This window comes from Burkholderia sp. Cy-637, from assembly GCF_011753175.1.
Taxonomy (GTDB): Bacteria; Pseudomonadota; Gammaproteobacteria; order Burkholderiales; family Burkholderiaceae; genus Burkholderia; species Burkholderia gladioli.
Window position 1 is genome coordinate 1 of the sequence record NZ_VWWC01000051.1, and the last position, 15,040, is coordinate 15,040.

At 66.5% G+C, this 15,040-nt stretch carries 17 protein-coding genes and 1 pseudogene; 1 reads left to right on the forward strand and 17 read right to left on the reverse strand.

What is annotated here, in order from left to right; genetic code table 11:
* The 8 genes and pseudogenes from F3J10_RS15750 to F3J10_RS15785 form a co-directional block, all read right to left on the reverse strand.
* Positions 1–608, reverse strand: a pseudogene (locus F3J10_RS15750) (pilus assembly protein FimV); the annotation flags it as partial.
* A 392-nt stretch (positions 609–1,000) separates the two neighbouring features.
* On the reverse strand, positions 1,001–2,122 hold the full coding sequence (gene asd / locus F3J10_RS15755; protein WP_025098898.1) for an aspartate-semialdehyde dehydrogenase: 1,122 nt from the start codon (positions 2,120–2,122) through the stop codon (positions 1,001–1,003).
* An 87-nt stretch (positions 2,123–2,209) separates the two neighbouring features.
* Entirely contained in the window at positions 2,210–2,329 is a 120-nt protein-coding gene (locus F3J10_RS15760; protein WP_017919649.1) for a hypothetical protein, read from the reverse strand.
* Positions 2,330–2,523: 194 nt separating this feature from the next.
* Entirely contained in the window at positions 2,524–3,591 is a 1,068-nt protein-coding gene (gene leuB, locus F3J10_RS15765) for a 3-isopropylmalate dehydrogenase (protein ID WP_167242445.1), read from the reverse strand.
* A 52-nt stretch (positions 3,592–3,643) separates the two neighbouring features.
* Complete coding sequence (gene leuD, locus F3J10_RS15770) at positions 3,644–4,294, reverse strand: 3-isopropylmalate dehydratase small subunit (protein WP_025098900.1); 651 nt, start codon at positions 4,292–4,294, stop codon at positions 3,644–3,646.
* Positions 4,295–4,368: 74 nt separating this feature from the next.
* On the reverse strand, positions 4,369–4,521 hold the full coding sequence (locus tag F3J10_RS15775) for an entericidin A/B family lipoprotein (protein WP_025098901.1): 153 nt from the start codon (positions 4,519–4,521) through the stop codon (positions 4,369–4,371).
* A 2-nt stretch (positions 4,522–4,523) separates the two neighbouring features.
* Positions 4,524–5,933 carry a 3-isopropylmalate dehydratase large subunit gene (gene leuC / locus F3J10_RS15780; RefSeq protein WP_166914629.1) on the reverse strand — a complete coding sequence of 470 codons (1,410 nt, stop codon included), beginning with the start codon at positions 5,931–5,933 and terminating at the stop codon, positions 4,524–4,526.
* Positions 5,934–6,117: 184 nt separating this feature from the next.
* The gene (locus tag F3J10_RS15785) at positions 6,118–6,759 is read right to left on the reverse strand and encodes an alanyl-tRNA editing protein (protein WP_167242446.1); all 642 of its coding nucleotides are present in this window, start codon (positions 6,757–6,759) and stop codon (positions 6,118–6,120) included.
* 167 nt (positions 6,760–6,926) lie between these two features.
* Between F3J10_RS15785 and F3J10_RS15790 the strand changes: the two genes are divergently transcribed.
* Positions 6,927–7,988 carry a low specificity L-threonine aldolase gene (locus tag F3J10_RS15790; protein ID WP_167242447.1) on the forward strand — a complete coding sequence of 354 codons (1,062 nt, stop codon included), beginning with the start codon at positions 6,927–6,929 and terminating at the stop codon, positions 7,986–7,988.
* A 64-nt stretch (positions 7,989–8,052) separates the two neighbouring features.
* Here F3J10_RS15790 and F3J10_RS15795 read toward each other — a convergent pair whose 3' ends face one another.
* The 9 genes from F3J10_RS15795 to sdhC all read right to left on the reverse strand — a co-directional run bounded on the left by F3J10_RS15795 (position 8,053) and on the right by sdhC (position 14,982).
* Positions 8,053–8,862 (reverse strand): AraC family transcriptional regulator, encoded by an 810-nt coding sequence (locus tag F3J10_RS15795; RefSeq protein WP_025098905.1) that lies wholly within the window; start codon positions 8,860–8,862, stop codon positions 8,053–8,055.
* Between the two features lie 121 nt (positions 8,863–8,983).
* Complete coding sequence (locus F3J10_RS15800; protein ID WP_167242448.1) at positions 8,984–9,370, reverse strand: hypothetical protein; 387 nt, start codon at positions 9,368–9,370, stop codon at positions 8,984–8,986.
* A 113-nt stretch (positions 9,371–9,483) separates the two neighbouring features.
* On the reverse strand, positions 9,484–9,873 hold the full coding sequence (locus F3J10_RS15805) for a VOC family protein (protein WP_167242449.1): 390 nt from the start codon (positions 9,871–9,873) through the stop codon (positions 9,484–9,486).
* A 173-nt stretch (positions 9,874–10,046) separates the two neighbouring features.
* A complete protein-coding gene (gene gltA / locus F3J10_RS15810) occupies positions 10,047–11,351 on the reverse strand; it encodes a citrate synthase (RefSeq protein ID WP_025098908.1) in 1,305 nt (434 codons plus the stop codon).
* 53 nt (positions 11,352–11,404) lie between these two features.
* The gene (locus tag F3J10_RS15815) at positions 11,405–11,677 is read right to left on the reverse strand and encodes a succinate dehydrogenase assembly factor 2 (protein ID WP_013690591.1); all 273 of its coding nucleotides are present in this window, start codon (positions 11,675–11,677) and stop codon (positions 11,405–11,407) included.
* A gap of 11 nt (positions 11,678–11,688) precedes the next feature.
* On the reverse strand, positions 11,689–12,390 hold the full coding sequence (locus F3J10_RS15820; protein WP_013690592.1) for a succinate dehydrogenase iron-sulfur subunit: 702 nt from the start codon (positions 12,388–12,390) through the stop codon (positions 11,689–11,691).
* A 22-nt stretch (positions 12,391–12,412) separates the two neighbouring features.
* Positions 12,413–14,188, reverse strand: a complete 1,776-nt coding sequence (gene sdhA / locus F3J10_RS15825) for a succinate dehydrogenase flavoprotein subunit (protein ID WP_025098909.1) — start codon at positions 14,186–14,188, stop codon at positions 12,413–12,415.
* Between the two features lie 4 nt (positions 14,189–14,192).
* Positions 14,193–14,561, reverse strand: a complete 369-nt coding sequence (sdhD, locus tag F3J10_RS15830; protein ID WP_013690594.1) for a succinate dehydrogenase, hydrophobic membrane anchor protein — start codon at positions 14,559–14,561, stop codon at positions 14,193–14,195.
* A 4-nt stretch (positions 14,562–14,565) separates the two neighbouring features.
* Positions 14,566–14,982, reverse strand: a complete 417-nt coding sequence (gene sdhC, locus F3J10_RS15835; RefSeq protein ID WP_025098910.1) for a succinate dehydrogenase, cytochrome b556 subunit — start codon at positions 14,980–14,982, stop codon at positions 14,566–14,568.
* Positions 14,983–15,040 lie beyond the last annotated feature (58 nt).

The window sequence follows — 15,040 nt, forward strand, 5'->3', positions numbered from 1 at the left end:
TCCGGATGCGCGGGCAGCGACGCGTCGACATGCGATGCGCCCGAAGCCGACGAGGCGCCGGCGGCCGTGGCCGCGCCTGTGGCCGCTGTTGCAGCCGTCGCCGGATGCGGCATCGAACCACCGGCAGCCGGTACGGCGGCAGCAGGATTGGGATGCGCTCCCGAAACACTTCCCGCCGACGACGCGCCCGGCGCAGCCGAGCTGCCCGCATGCGGCGCCGCTGCGCCGGCCACGGCCGTCGCGGCACTGCCTGCATGCGCGGGCGCGGCCCCTGCCGGCGCCGAAGCCCCTGAAGCCCCCGAAACAGTCGATGTGGCAACCGGCGAAGCCACGGCCGACCCGCTCGCGTCGAGCGGCGGCACCGTCAGCGTCGCGCCCACCTTCAGCCGGCTCGGGTCGTGCTTCATGAAGGCCTGCGGGTTCGCGGCGAACAGCGCGCGGCCGGCTCGCGCCAGCACGCCCGGATCGCGCGACTGGGTGGCCGCCACCGCGATATCGTTGAGCGACTGCCCCGGCTGGACCGTGATCGACTGCGGCGCGTTCGCCGCGGCATCGGACGGCGCGGCCTGCGCGAGCGGCACGGCCGCAGCGGACATCAGCGCGAACACCGCGCCCGTGATCGCACGAAGCGCGAACGCTCGTGGCGACAGCGCGGCGCGTGCTCGGGCAAGAGAAGAAATACCGGGGAAAAATCGCAGCGTCATCGGCACATTCGCCGCGGCAGCGCGCGGCCCTGGTTCGCGTTGGAAGGAGGACAGGATTCTGGACGTCGCGGGGGCGCAGGGCGCCACGCGTGCGCGACGCCGATTGCGTCGTAACCGCGTAGTTTACTTTACCCGCCGGCCATTTCGTCGAATTTGTGGCGCCGGCCGCGGATCCGGACCGGACGCGACCGCCGCGCGACGGGCACAAAAACGAAACGGCGCTCGCCGCCCCGGCGAAACACCGGGCACCGCGAACGCCGTCGCCGCCGTCCTTGCCGGACGCGGAACGCTTCGGCTTACTTGTCGAGCAGGATGCGCAGCATGCGGCGCAGCGGCTCGGCCGCGCCCCACAGCAGCTGGTCGCCGACCGTGAAGGCCGACAGGTATTCGCCGCCCATCGCCAGCTTGCGCAGGCGGCCGACCGGCACCGTCAGGGTGCCCGTGACGACGGCCGGCGACAGCTCGCGCATCGAGGCCTCGCGCTCGTTCGGCACCACCTTCACCCAGTCGTTGGCCGAGGCAAGGATCTCGTTGACCTCGTCGAGCGGCACGTCCTTCTTCAGCTTGATGGTGAGCGCCTGCGAATGGCAGCGCATCGCGCCGATCCGCACGCACAGGCCGTCGACCGGAATCGAGCCCGGCTCGCCCATGGCCGGCTTGCCGAGGATCTTGTTGGTCTCGGCGCCGCCCTTCCACTCTTCCTTCGACATGCCGTTGCCGAGATCCTTGTCGATCCAGGGGATCAGCGAGCCGGCCAGCGGCACGCCGAACTGGCTGGTCGGCATCGCATCGCCGTTCATCGCGGCCAGCACGCGGCGGTCGATGTCGAGGATCGCCGAGGCCGGATCGGCCAGTTGCTCGGCCACCGCGCCGTGCAGCGTGCCCATCTGCGACAGCAGCTCGCGCATGTTCTGCGCGCCGGCGCCCGATGCGGCCTGGTAGGTCATGGCCGTCATCCAGTCGACCAGGTTCTCGCGGTACAGGCCGCCAAGCGCCATCAGCATCAGGCTGACCGTGCAGTTGCCGCCGACGAAGTTGCGCGTGCCCTTGACCAGCGCGTCCTTGATCACGTCGAGGTTGACCGGATCGAGGATGATGACCGCGTCATCCTTCATGCGCAGCGACGAGGCCGCGTCGATCCAGTAGCCGTTCCAGCCGGCCGAGCGCAGCTTGGGGAACACCTCGTTGGTGTAGTCGCCGCCCTGGCAGGTGATGATCACGTCGCACTTCTTGAGATCGTCGATGCTCGAGGCGTCCTTGAGCGTGGACTCGTTTTTCGCGAAGGCCGGTGCCTTGCCGCCCGCGTTGCTGGTGCTGAAAAACACCGGCTCGATCAGATCGAAATCGCCTTCTTCCTGCATGCGCTGCATCAGGACGCTGCCGACCATGCCGCGCCAACCTACGAGACCTACGTTCATGACTAACCCTTTGCTTGAGAGCTTCCCCGCCTTTTCCGTCCCCCGTGTAACCGCGCGGGGAAATCAGGCGGGCACGACGGATGACGATCAGCTTTTCGTGATCGTTTTCGTGGTGATGATTTTCGTGGAGACGATGGCGCGCGTCAGCGCACGGGCCGTGATGCCGTGCAGCTTGGAGACCGGGGAGATCGAACGATTTTGCGCCATGCGAAAGAGTCTACACAAACCTGGTGGGCCGTACAACGGCCCGTCGTTGCTATCGTGCGCGATGTCGCGCGGGTACTCTGTTTCCGGGACAGATCGAGGGAATACGCACCGGAACAAGGGTTCGCCGCGCCTCGCATCGCGAACCGGAACGGCCGCCGCGCCGTCGCTTCACGCGGCGGGCCGCCCGCTCGTGCTTACAGCGCGGCGACCACCGCGTCGCCCATCTGCGCCGTGCCGACCTGCTTGCAGCCCGGCGTGGCGATGTCGCCGGTCCGGTAGCCCTGCTCCAGCACCTTCTGCACCGCGCGCTCGATGCGCTCGGCCTGCTCGCCGCGATTCAGCGAGTAGCGCAGCAGCATCGCGACCGACAGGATGGTCGCCAGCGGATTGGCGACGCCCTTGCCGGCGATGTCCGGCGCCGAGCCGTGCGAGGGCTCGTACAGGCCCTTGTTGTTCTTGTCGAGCGAGGCCGAGGGCAGCATGCCGATCGAGCCGGTCAGCATCGCGGCTTCGTCCGAGAGGATGTCGCCGAACATGTTGCCGGTGACGATCACGTCGAACTGCTTGGGCGCCTTGGCCAGCTGCATCGCCGCGTTGTCGACGTACATGTGCGAGAGCTCGACCTCGGCGTATTCCTTCGACACGTCGATCATGATGTCGCGCCAGAACTGCGAGGTCTCGAGCACGTTGGCCTTGTCCACCGACAGCAGCTTGCGGCTGCGCTTCTGCGCGGCCTGGAACGCGACGTGGGCGATGCGGCGCACTTCGGGCTCCGAATAGCGCATCGTGTCGAAACCCTCGCGCGCGCCGGCGAACGGGCCGTCCGGCGCCTCGCGCGTGCCGCGCGGCTGGCCGAAGTAGATGTCGCCGTTCAGTTCGCGCACGATCAGGATGTCGAGGCCCGAGATCAGCGCCGGCTTCAGCGGCGAGGCGTCCACCAGTTGCTCGTAGCAGATCGCCGGGCGGAAGTTGGCGAACAGCTCGAGATGCTTGCGCAGCCCGAGGATCGCCTGCTCCGGACGCAGCGCGCGCTCCAGCGAGTCGTACTTCCAGTCGCCCACGGCGCCGAACAGGATCGCGTCGGCTTCCTTGGCCAGCTTCAGCGTGGCCTCGGGCAGCGGGTGGCCGGCGGCCTCGTAGCCGGCGCCGCCGACCGGCGCCTGTTCGAGTTCGAATTGCTCGTCGAGGGCGTTCAGCACCTTCACCGCTTCGGTGACGATCTCCTGGCCGATGCCGTCGCCCGGCAGCACTGCAATCTTCATGCGATTTTCCTGAAAGAGTTGTGAGTTCGGAACCCGCGCGCCGCGCGCGCCTTCAGCCGATCAGACGGTTGTTGAGCCAGGGCTGCTTGGCCAGGCGCTCGGCCTCGAACTGGCGGATCTTGTCGGCGTGGCGCAGGGTCAGGCCGATGTCGTCGAAGCCGTTCAGCAGGCAGTACTTGCGGAAGCCCGACACCTCGAACGGATATTCGCGGCCATCGCCGGTGCGCACCAGCTGCGCCTCCAGGTCGATGGTCAACTGGTAGCCGTTGAACGCGTAGGTGTCGTTGAACAGGTGGTCGACCTGCTGCTCGGTCAGCGCGATCGGCAGCAGCCCGTTCTTGTAGCAGTTGTTGAAGAAGATGTCGGCGAAGCTCGGCGCGATGATGGCGCGGAAGCCGTATTGCTGCAGCGCCCAGGGCGCGTGCTCGCGCGAGCTGCCGCAGCCGAAGTTCTTGCGCGCCAGCAGCACCGAGGCGCCCTGGTAGCGCGGCTGGTTCAGCACGAAGTCGGGGTTGAGCGGGCGCTTGGCATTGTCCTGGCCCGGCTCGCCGCGGTCGAGGTAGCGCCATTCGTCGAAGGCGTTCGGGCCGAAGCCGGTGCGCTTGATCGACTTGAGGAACTGCTTCGGGATGATCGCGTCGGTGTCGACGTTTTCGCGATCGAGCGGCGCCACGACGCCGGTATGCACTGTGAATTTTTCCATGATCCGTTTCCAGATTGGACGCCGGCCCCGGGGCCGGCGCTCGACTGTCCTTCGGTTAGTCCGTCAGGCGGCGATCAGTTCGCGGCGCGCGTGATCGCGCGGCCCGCGGCATTGATGTCCTCGCCGACGCCGGCCACCGTGTGGCAGGCGGCCAGCCCGAATACCATGCCCGCCAGGGCGAGAGCCGCCGCCAGGCGGCCGACGATGAGGTTGCGGTTGCTGCGCATGCTTATCCCAGCCGGCGAATATCGACGAAATGGCCCTCGATGGCGGCGGCTGCCGCCATCGCCGGGCTGACCAGGTGGGTACGGCCGCCCGCGCCCTGACGACCCTCGAAATTGCGGTTCGAGGTGGAGGCGCAGCGCTCGCCCGGCTCGAGGCGGTCAGCGTTCATCGCCAGGCACATCGAGCAGCCCGGCTCGCGCCATTCGAAGCCGGCATCCTTGAACACCTTGTCGAGCCCTTCGCGCTCGGCCTGCGCCTTCACCAGGCCCGAGCCCGGCACCACCATCGCCAGGCGCACGTTGGCGGCGACGCGACGGTTCAGCTTCTTCACCACGTAGGCGGCCGCGCGGATGTCCTCGATGCGCGCATTGGTGCAGGAGCCGATGAAGATCTTGTCGACCTTGATCGATTCGATCGGCATGTTCGGCTCGAGCGCCATGTAGCTCAGTGCACGCTCCATCGCGTCGCGCTTGACCGGGTCCTTCTCGCGCTCGGGATCGGGCACGCGGCTGTCGACCGCCGTGACCATTTCCGGCGAGGTGCCCCAGGTCACCTGCGGCACGATGTCGGCCGCGCTCAGCTCGACCACGCGGTCGAACTGCGCGCCGTCGTCGGAGCGGAAGCCGCGCCAGTACTGCACGGCCTGGTCCCACTCGGCGCCGGTCGGCGAGAACGGGCGATCCTTGAGGTAGTCGATGGTGGTGTCGTCCACCGCGACCATGCCGGCGCGCGCGCCCGCCTCGATCGCCATGTTGCAGACCGTCATGCGGCCTTCCATCGACAGCGAGCGGATCATCGAGCCGCCGAATTCCATCGCGTAGCCGGTGCCGCCGGCCGTGCCGATCTTGCCGATGATGGCCAGCACGATGTCCTTGGCGGTGCAGCCGCGCGGCAGTTGCCCCTCGACCTTGATCAGCAGGTTCTTGCTCTTCTTCTGCAGGAGCGTCTGGGTGGCCAGCACGTGCTCGACTTCCGAGGTGCCGATGCCGTGCGCCAGCGCGCCGAACGCGCCGTGCGTGGAGGTATGCGAATCGCCGCAGACGATGGTCATGCCCGGCAGCGTCGCGCCCTGCTCCGGGCCGACGATGTGCACGATGCCCTGGCGCACGTCGTTCATCTTGAACTGGGTGATGCCGAAGCTGTCGCAGTTCGCGTCGAGCGTGTCGACCTGCAGCTTCGAGACCGGATCGGCGATGCCGTGGGTGCGATCGGTGGTGGGAACGTTATGGTCCGACACCGCGAGGTTGGCGCTGATGCGCCAGACCGGGCGCTCGCCCATCTTCAGCCCTTCGAACGCCTGCGGGCTCGTCACCTCGTGCAGCAGGTGACGGTCGATGTAGAGCAATGCGGTGCCGTCCTCCTCGGTGTGGACGACGTGCGAATTCCACAATTTGTCGTAGAGAGTCTGTGCCATGGTATGCGGGGTTTGTGGTGACGACGGTTCCTTCTGGGTTCGGTCGATTATGCCACCAAGATTGCCGCCCGGCACTACCAGGATGAGAAAAAACCCAATAAAAACAGTGAGTTGAATGGTAGTTTCGATACCTGGATAAGTGCTACCCGGCAAATGGGGGCGCTAACGGGCACCCCGCGCCGAATCAGGCCACCTCGTACTGCACGCTCACCTGCCCCTTCTTCTCCTTGACCTTGGTGATGAGCACCGCACCGATCTCGCCCGTGCCGGCCACGTGCGTGCCGCCGCAGGGGCTGAAATCGTGTTCGCCATAGGCGATCACGCGCCGCCCTTCCTGCTCGGCCAGCACGCGCGGCAAGCCGGCCGCGATCATCGCGTTGACGCCGTTCGCGAGCACCTGCGCCTCGATCGCGGCCAGCTCGGCGTCGGCGCTGTCGCGCTCGAACACCACGCGCGCCTCGCCGGGCCAATGATGTCCCTTCACGGCGCGCCAGCCGACGGCCGCGCCCACGTAGGCGATCAGGTGCCCGGCCGAATGCAGGCGCGCATGCAGCGCGCGCGGCCCGGCGTCGACCTCGATCTCGACCTCGCCCGGCACCACGGCGCGATCGACCAGGTGCACGATGGCCTCGCCGTCGGCGGCCACGCGCAGCACGCGCGCCTCGCCGATCCGGCCCGTATCCGAAGGCTGGCCGCCGCCTTGCGGATGGAACAGCGTCTCGGCCAGCGTCACGCAAAAGCGCCCGGCCTCCTCGTCGGGCTCGCAGGCGAGCACCTCGGTGTTCAGCGTCAGGGCATCGCTGTCGAAATAGCGGCGGATCGTCATGGTGCTTCCTCTTGCAGGGATATCGAGGTTCCGACTATGCGGTCGACAGCCCCGCCGCTCAAGGGGTTCGGGCCGCTCAATTTTTTACAATCCGCGCCTGACGCCGCGCGCGTAGCCTGATGCCCGAACCACTCTTTTCCTCAGACGACTCACCAGGATCACGCCTCATGGAACACGCCCCGACGCCGGATCAACCGACCCTGAACTTCAGCAGCGACAACACCGCCGGCGCGGCGCCCGCCGTGCTCGATGCCCTGGTCGCCTGCGCGGCCGGCCACGCGGCGCCCTATGGCGCCGATCCCTGGACCACGCGCGTCGAGCAAAGGCTCGCCGAGCTGTTCGAGCACGAGGTGGCGGTGTTCATCGTCTCCACCGGCACGGCCGCCAACTCGCTCGCGCTAGCCGCGCTGACGCCGCCCTGGGGCAGCGTGCTGTGCCACCCGGGCAGTCACATCAACAACGACGAATGCGGCGCGCCGGCCTTCTACGCCGACGGCGCCAAGCTGATCACGGTGGACGGCCCCGCGGCCAAGCTGGACCCGGCCCGGCTGCGCGCGGCCGCCCGTGCCAAGCTCGGCGACGTCCATACCACCCAGCCCTCGGCCGTCAGCATCACGCAGGCCACCGAAGTCGGCAGCGTCTACACGCTCGACGAGATCGGCACGATCGGCGAGATCTGCCGCGAGGCCAATCTGCCGCTGCATATGGACGGCGCGCGCTTCGCCAATGCGCTGGTATCGCTGGGCTGCTCGCCGGCCGAGATGACCTGGCGCGCCGGCGTCGACGTGCTGTCGTTCGGCGCGACCAAGAACGGCGTGCCGGGCTCGGAGGCGGTGGTGCTGTTCGACCCGCGCCGCGCCGGGGAACTGGCCTTCCGCCGCAAGCGCGCCGGGCAACTCGCCTCGAAGATGCGCTTCCTGTCGGCGCCGCTCGACGCCTATCTGGCCGACGATCTCTGGCTGCGCAACGCGCGTCACGCCAATGCCATGGCGCAGCGTCTCGCGGCCGGGCTGGCCGGCGTGCCGGGCGTCTCGATGACGGGTGCCACCGAGGCCAACATCCTGTTCTGCCGGCTCCCGCAACCGGTGATCGCCGGCCTGCTGGCGGCCGGCGTGCGCTTCTATCACGATCGCTGGGAACCGGGCGTGGTGCGCTTCGTCACATCGTTCGCCACCACCGAGGCAGAAGTCGACCGCCTGCTGGACATCGCGCGCATCGCGGCCGGCTGAGGCAGCGCACGAGCGAGCGCCCCGGTTTCGCGCGGGCGCGTCGGCACGTTTGCCTGGATGGCGTTCAGTAACGCGACGGCGCGCAGCCGAAGGCGCGCCGGAAGGCGCGGTTGAAATGGCTCTGGTCGTAGAAACCGACGGCCTGCGCGACCTCGGCGATCGACTGCGTGCCCCGGTGCAGCATCAGGCAGGCACGCTCCAGGCGCAGCCGCACCAGCCAGGCATGCGGCGTCATCGAGGCGCTGCGCTTGAACAGCTTGAGGAATACGAAACGGTCCAGCTCGCAGAGCGCGGCCAGTTCGTCCAGCGTGATCTTCTCGGCCAGATGCGCCTCGCAGTAGTCGCGCACGCGCTGCCATTGCAGGTCCGACAAGGCACCCGCGACCTGCCGCGGCGCCCAGGCGCGCGATTGCGCGAACAGGCGCTCGAGCGCGACCAGCCAGGCCGACTGCACGCCCAGCGGGGCATCGCGGTATTCGCCGCGCAGCGCAGCGTGAATCGCGTTGAGCCGCTGCGCCAGCCCCAGATCCTCGAGCGAGGCGCCCTGCAGCGCCGGCTCCCGCGTGCTGCCCGACAACTCCTCGGCCAGCCCCGCCATCAGCTCGGGCGGCAGGCGGAAGGTCTTCAGCGTGTAGGCGCCGTCGCCCACGCGCGTGCCGTCATGCACCTCGCCGGGCGGCATCAGCGAAACGCTGCCGGGGCCGAGCAACACCGTCTTGCCGCCGAACTGCTGGCGCTGGACGCCCTCGGTCACCACCCCGACGTGGAAATCGAGGTGGTAATGGCGATCGAAGCGGAATTCGCTGAAACGCGCGTCGCCGAGCACGAGTCCGGGGACGTCGCGGCTGCGGGTGTATTCGACGCGGTCTTTCATGGGAAGCGGCTGGATGCGGGAACGAAGTGTGGCTTGGCGTGCCTCTTAAAGACCATGCCATCCACGTGCGCACGAGCTTAGCATGTGCTGCCCGGACATACTCATCGCAGAGACGGCCGCTTCACTCGGTAGTGGTCGGCGCCGGGGCGGACGACGGTGCCGCGAAGGGATACGCGCCCGACGATGACTTTGCAAGACGATCGGAGTCGCAGTTCGAGCGGAAGGTGTTGTCATGCTTGGGCGATGACAGCAGCGATACGCTGGCTGCCAGCACTGCGAGCGATGCGAGGCCGATGCCTGCGTTCAGGATCCCGCCGCCCTCATTCTGCATCATCGACAGGGCCGGTCGAGCGGGATCGGAGCAGCGTGCCGGCGGCGCGGATTTCTTGTTCAGCGTCCCGTTTGCCGCATCGCGAATGTTTTGCTCGATGATGCCGGCCTTAGCGCCGAGCGTCGTGCTCAGCATCGTGGCGATCAAGACCGCCGACAAAATGGATTGGATACGCACCGCGCCCCCTGTGGTGTTGTCTGTTTCGGCGAATGTCCGCAGTGTAGTGCTTTCTGCCCGGCGGCCTGTCGAGTTTTGTAAGCATTATGTGACCGGAGCGGATGGCAGCCTGCTCATTCCGGCTCGTGGCAGACCACGCAGAGCTTGTTGCCGTCGGGATCGCGAAAATACGCGCCGTAATAATCGCGGTGGTAATGGGGCCGCAAGCCGGGCGGCCCTTCGCAACTGCCGCCGCCAGCCAGCGCGAGCGCGTGGCAGCGCTCGACGGTGGCACGATCGTGTGCCAGCAGGGCCTGCATCTGGCCGTTGCCGGGCGCCGGCGCGCCGCCGTCGAACGGGCGGCAGACCAGCAACAGCGGCCGCGCCGCCTCGGCCGGCATCCACCCCGCCATCTCGGGAGGGTTGCGGAATTTCAGCCGCAGGCCCAGCGCCTCCATCAGCGGCGCGTAAAACGCGTAGGCGCGCTCGACATCCTCCACACCGATACAGACATGAGACAGCATCGACGGCTCCCGACGACGGAATGTTCCGATGATGCCACGCCGCCCCGCCGCCTGCGTCGAGCCGGCGATACACGGCATGCGAGGCATCCAGGGCACGCCCAAAACAAAACACCCCGGGGCCGAGGCCGCCGGGGTGTTTCGGGTCGTCAGGCTAGGCTGCCGACAGGCACCGCTCAGGCACGCTTGTCGATCGCGGTCGCTTCACGCGGCGTGGAGCCGATGAAGAGCTGACGCGGACGGCCGATCTTCTGCTCCGGATCGCCGATCATTTCGTTCCACTGGCCGATCCAGCCGACGGTACGCGCCATCGCGAAGATGCAGGTGAACATCGAGGTCGGGATGCCCAGCGCGCGCTGGACGATGCCCGAGTAGAAGTCGACGTTCGGGTACAGCTTGCGCGACACGAAGTATTCGTCTTCCAGCGCGATCTTCTCGAGCTGCATGGCGAGCTTGAACAGCGGGTCGTCGTGCAGGCCCAGTTCGTTCAGCACTTCGTAGCAGGTCTCGCGCATCAGCTTGGCGCGCGGGTCGTAGTTCTTGTAGACGCGGTGGCCGAAGCCCATCAGCTTCACGCCCGAGTTCTTGTCCTTCACCTGCTTGATGAACTCGGGGATGTTGTCGGGCGAGCCGATCTGCTCGAGCATGTTCAGCGCGGCTTCGTTCGCGCCGCCGTGCGCCGGGCCCCACAGACAGGCGATACCGGCCGCGATACACGCGAACGGGTTGGCGCCCGAGGAACCCGCCAGGCGGACCGTCGAGGTCGAGGCGTTCTGCTCGTGGTCGGCGTGCAGGATCAGGATGCGGTCGAGCGCGCGAACCAGCACGTCGTTGACCTTGTACTCCTCGCACGGGTTCGAGAACATCATGTGCATGAAGTTCGCGCTGTACGAGAGTTCGTTCTTCGGATAGACGAAGGGCTGGCCGATGCTGTACTTGTAGGCCATCGCGACCAGCGTCGGCAGCTTGGCGATCATGCGGATCGCCGAGACTTCGCGGTGACGCGGATCGTTGATGTCGAGCGAGTCGTGGTAGAACGCCGACAGCGCGCCCACCGCGGCCACCAGGATCGCCATCGGGTGCGCGTCGCGACGGAAGCCGCGGAAGAAGAAGTGCATCTGCTCGTGGACCATCGTGTGCTTCGTGACGGTCTCGACGAATTCCTTCTTCTGCGCGACGTTCGGCAGTTCGCCCTTGAGCAGCAGGTAGCAGGTCTCGAGGAAGTCGGCGTTCTGCGCGAGATTGTCGATCGGGTAACCGCGGTACAGCAGCTCGCCCTTGTCCCCGTCAATGTACGTGATGGCCGAATTGCACGACGCCGTGGACATGAAGCCCGGGTCGTAGGTGAACTTGCCGGTCTGGCCGTACAGCTTGCGGATGTCGATCACGTCCGGGCCCATCGTGCCCTTGTAGATCGGCAGTTCGACGCTCGGCGAATTGTCGCTGAACGATAGCGTGGCTTTAACATCAGACGGGGTCATGGCACATCCTCAATCGAAAATGGAAACGGGATTCGATAACGGGCGCGGCGCTCTCACACGCTGCGCAGCATCTCCAGCAGCCGGGAAACATCCGGGCCGGCAAGGTCGCCTTCCGGTTCCTTGCGCGCGAGCAGCAAGTCCATCAGGTCGTTGTCGGATAGTTCGAGCAGGCGGGTCAACGCGCCCACGTCGGTATCGGTGAGGTCATGCTCGTATCGGCTGAAGAAACGCTCGATGATGAGATCGTTCTCCAGCAGACCGCGCCGCGCGCGCCAGCGAAGGCGCGCGCGGCGGTGCGGGTCGGACTGGTGCGACTGTTCAGTCATGTCGAATCAGCTCAGACCGCGCGGCGAACCATCAATTCCTTGATCTTGCCGATCGCCTTGGTCGGGTTCAGGCCCTTCGGGCAGACGTCGACGCAGTTCATGATCGTATGGCAACGGAACAGACGGTACGGATCCTCGAGGTTGTCGAGGCGTTCGGCGGTGGCTTCGTCGCGGCTGTCGGCGATGAAGCGGTAGGCCTGCAGCAGGCCGGCCGGGCCGACGAACTTGTCCGGGTTCCACCAGAAGCTCGGGCACGAGGTCGAGCAGCTGGCGCACAGGATGCACTCGTAGACGCCGTCGAGCTCTTCGCGCTCTTCCGGCGACTGCAGGCGCTCCTTCTCGGGCGGCGGCGTGTCGTTGATCAGGAACGGCTTGATCGAGTGGTACTGGTTGAAGAAGTGCGTCATGTCGACGATCAGGTCGCGCACCACCGGCAGGCCCGGCAGCGGGCGCAGCACGATCTTCTGCGGCAGCTCGTTCAGGTTCGTCAGGCACGCCAGGCCGTTCTTGCCGTTGATGTTCATCGCGTCCGAGCCGCACACGCCTTCGCGGCAGGAGCGACGGAACGACAGGGTTTCGTCGACTTCCTTGAGCTTGACGAGCGCGTCGAGCAGCATGCGTTCATGCGTGAGCTCGAGTTCGTACGTCTGCATGCGCGGCGCCGCGTCCTTGTCCGGATCGTAACGATAGAGTTCGAAAATGCGTTTTGCCATGGTCAGATTCTCCGGATTCGGCTTAGAACGTACGTGCCTTGGGCGGGACGGATTCGACCGTCAGCGGCTGCATGTGCACCGGCTTGTAGTCGAGGCGGTCGCCTTCGCTGAACCACAGCGTATGACGCATCCAGTTTTCGTCGTCGCGATGCGGGAAGTCGTCCTGCGCATGCGCGCCGCGGCTTTCCTTGCGGGCCTCGGCCGACACCATCGTGGCACGCGCCACTTCGACGAGGTTCGCCACTTCGAGCGCTTCGACGCGCGCGGTGTTGAACACCTTCGACTTGTCCTTCAGGTGGATGTGCTGGGCACGCTCGGCCACCTTCTTGATGTCTTCCACGCCTTCGGCCAGCAGCGCCGAGGTACGGAACACGCCGGCATGCTTCTGCATCGAGCCGCGGATCTCGTTGGCGACGCTCTGCGCGTATTCGCCCGAGCTCGAGCTGTCGAGCTTGGCCAGGCGCGAGAGCGCGAAATCGGCCGCGTCCTTCGGCAGCGGCTTGTGCTCGCGCTGCTTCTTGACGTGCTCGACGATGTGGTTGCCGGCCGCGCGGCCGAACACCACCAGGTCGAGCAGCGAGTTGGTGCCCAGGCGGTTCGCGCCGTGCACCGACACGCAGGAGCACTCGCCGACGGCGTAGAAGCCGTTGATCGGGTCTTCGTGGCCCTTCGAGGTACCGACCACCTGGCCGTGGATGTTGGTCGGGATGCCGCCCATCTGGTAATGGATGGTCGGCACGACCGGGATCGGTTCCTTGATGCAGTCGACGTTCGCGAACTTCAGCGCGATCTCGCGGATCGACGGCAGGCGCTTCAGGATCGTCTCGGCGCCGATGTGCGACAGGTCGAGCAGCACGTGGTCCTTGTTCGGGCCCACGCCGCGGCCTTCCTTGATTTCCTGGTCCATCGAGCGCGAGACGAAGTCGCGCGGTGCCAGGTCCTTCAGGGTCGGTGCATAGCGCTCCATGAAGCGCTCGCCGTCCGAGTTGCGCAGGATGCCGCCCTCGCCGCGCACGCCTTCGGTGATCAGCACGCCCGCGCCGGCCACGCCGGTCGGGTGGAACTGCCAGAACTCCATGTCCTGCAGCGCGATGCCCGAACGGGCCGCCATGCCGAGGCCGTCGCCGGTGTTGATGAAGGCGTTGGTCGAGGCCGCGAAGATCCGGCCGGCGCCGCCGGTGGCGAACAGCGTGGTCTTGCCTTCGAGGATGTAGACGTCGCCCGTTTCCATTTCCAGGGCGGTCACGCCGAGCACGTCGCCGTCCGCGTCGCGGATCAGGTCGAGCGCCATCCATTCGACGAAGAATTGCGTCTTGGCCGCGACGTTCTGCTGGTACAGCGTGTGCAGCAGCGCGTGGCCGGTACGGTCGGCGGCCGCGCAGGCGCGCTGCACCGGCTTCTCGCCGTAGTTCGCGGTATGGCCGCCGAACGGGCGCTGGTAGATCGTGCCATCGGCGTTACGGTCGAACGGCATGCCGAAGTGCTCGAGCTCGTAGACGGCATTCGGCGCTTCGCGGCACATGTACTCGATCGCGTCCTGGTCGCCGAGCCAGTCGGAGCCCTTGATCGTGTCGTAGAAGTGGTAGTGCCAGTTGTCTTCGCTCATGTTGCCCAGCGAGGCACCGATCCCGCCTTGCGCGGCGACCGTGTGCGAACGCGTCGGGAACACCTTCGACAGCACGCAGACCGACAGGCCCGCGCGCGCGAGTTGCAGCGAGGCGCGCATCCCCGAGCCGCCCGCGCCGACGATGACCACGTCGAACTTGCGACGCGGCAGGGAAGTATTGATTGCAGCCATTCTTTTACACTCTCCAGAGAATCTGCGCAGCGTAGCCCGCGCACGCGAGCAGCCAGACGATCGTCAGCGATTGCAGCAGCAGCCGCACGCCGACCGGCTTCACGTAATCCATCCAGATATCGCGAATGCCGACCCAGGCGTGATAGAACAGCGCCAGCAGCGTGACGAAGGTCGCGAGCTTCATCCATTGCGTGGCGAAGATCGATGCCCAGCCGTCGTAGGAGAAATCGCGCGCCGCGAAGAACCAGGCGAGCAGGATCACGGTGTAGACCGCCATGATGACGCCGGTGATCCGTTGCGCGAGCCAGTCGCGCAGGCCGTAGTGAGCGCCGACCACGAGGCGCTTCGAGCCGATTCGGTTGTTGCCTGCCATTTTCTTAGAATGCTCCGAACAGTTTGAGCGCGAACACCAGCGTCAGCGCCAGCGACACGACGAACACGACGATGGCCGTGCGCTTGCCGCTTTCCTTGGTGACGGCGTCATGGTTGACGTCCATCAGCAGGTGGCGGATGCCGGCGCAGAAATGATGGAGGAACGCCCAGGCCAGCACGAGGACGACCAGCTTGACGATGATGTTGGAGAGGAAGGCCTTGAAGACGTCGAAGCTGATTTCGGACGTCAGGCTCTTGTCGAAGAGGAACAGCAGGAACGGAAGCGACAGGAACAACAGCGCGCCGCTGACCCGGTGGAAGATCGAGAGTTGCCCCGCGATCGGCAGGCGGTAATGGCGAGTTATGTCTCCGATGCCGATGTTCCGATACTCCGGCCTCGGTTTTCTTACTGCTTCAGTCATGCTAGACCCCTACTATGTAGTCACACTAATCCGCGATTTTAGCGCCTTTTTATGTCGC

Excerpts from the sequence above, each read along its gene's own strand:
- asd (WP_025098898.1), bottom strand. The coding sequence starts at position 2,122 with ATGAACGTAGGTCTCGTAGGTTGGCGCGGCATGGTCGGCAGCGTCCTG.
- F3J10_RS15760 (WP_017919649.1), bottom strand. The coding sequence starts at position 2,329 with ATGGCGCAAAATCGTTCGATCTCCCCGGTCTCCAAGCTGCACGGCATC.
- leuB (WP_167242445.1), bottom strand. The coding sequence starts at position 3,591 with ATGAAGATTGCAGTGCTGCCGGGCGACGGCATCGGCCAGGAGATCGTC.
- leuD (WP_025098900.1), bottom strand. The coding sequence starts at position 4,294 with ATGGAAAAATTCACAGTGCATACCGGCGTCGTGGCGCCGCTCGATCGC.
- F3J10_RS15775 (WP_025098901.1), bottom strand. The coding sequence starts at position 4,521 with ATGCGCAGCAACCGCAACCTCATCGTCGGCCGCCTGGCGGCGGCTCTC.
- leuC (WP_166914629.1), bottom strand. The coding sequence starts at position 5,933 with ATGGCACAGACTCTCTACGACAAATTGTGGAATTCGCACGTCGTCCAC.
- F3J10_RS15785 (WP_167242446.1), bottom strand. The coding sequence starts at position 6,759 with ATGACGATCCGCCGCTATTTCGACAGCGATGCCCTGACGCTGAACACC.
- F3J10_RS15790 (WP_167242447.1), top strand. The coding sequence starts at position 6,927 with ATGGAACACGCCCCGACGCCGGATCAACCGACCCTGAACTTCAGCAGC.
- F3J10_RS15795 (WP_025098905.1), bottom strand. The coding sequence starts at position 8,862 with ATGAAAGACCGCGTCGAATACACCCGCAGCCGCGACGTCCCCGGACTC.
- F3J10_RS15805 (WP_167242449.1), bottom strand. The coding sequence starts at position 9,873 with ATGCTGTCTCATGTCTGTATCGGTGTGGAGGATGTCGAGCGCGCCTAC.
- gltA (WP_025098908.1), bottom strand. The coding sequence starts at position 11,351 with ATGACCCCGTCTGATGTTAAAGCCACGCTATCGTTCAGCGACAATTCG.
- F3J10_RS15815 (WP_013690591.1), bottom strand. The coding sequence starts at position 11,677 with ATGACTGAACAGTCGCACCAGTCCGACCCGCACCGCCGCGCGCGCCTT.
- F3J10_RS15820 (WP_013690592.1), bottom strand. The coding sequence starts at position 12,390 with ATGGCAAAACGCATTTTCGAACTCTATCGTTACGATCCGGACAAGGAC.
- sdhA (WP_025098909.1), bottom strand. The coding sequence starts at position 14,188 with ATGGCTGCAATCAATACTTCCCTGCCGCGTCGCAAGTTCGACGTGGTC.
- sdhD (WP_013690594.1), bottom strand. The coding sequence starts at position 14,561 with ATGGCAGGCAACAACCGAATCGGCTCGAAGCGCCTCGTGGTCGGCGCT.
- sdhC (WP_025098910.1), bottom strand. The coding sequence starts at position 14,982 with ATGACTGAAGCAGTAAGAAAACCGAGGCCGGAGTATCGGAACATCGGC.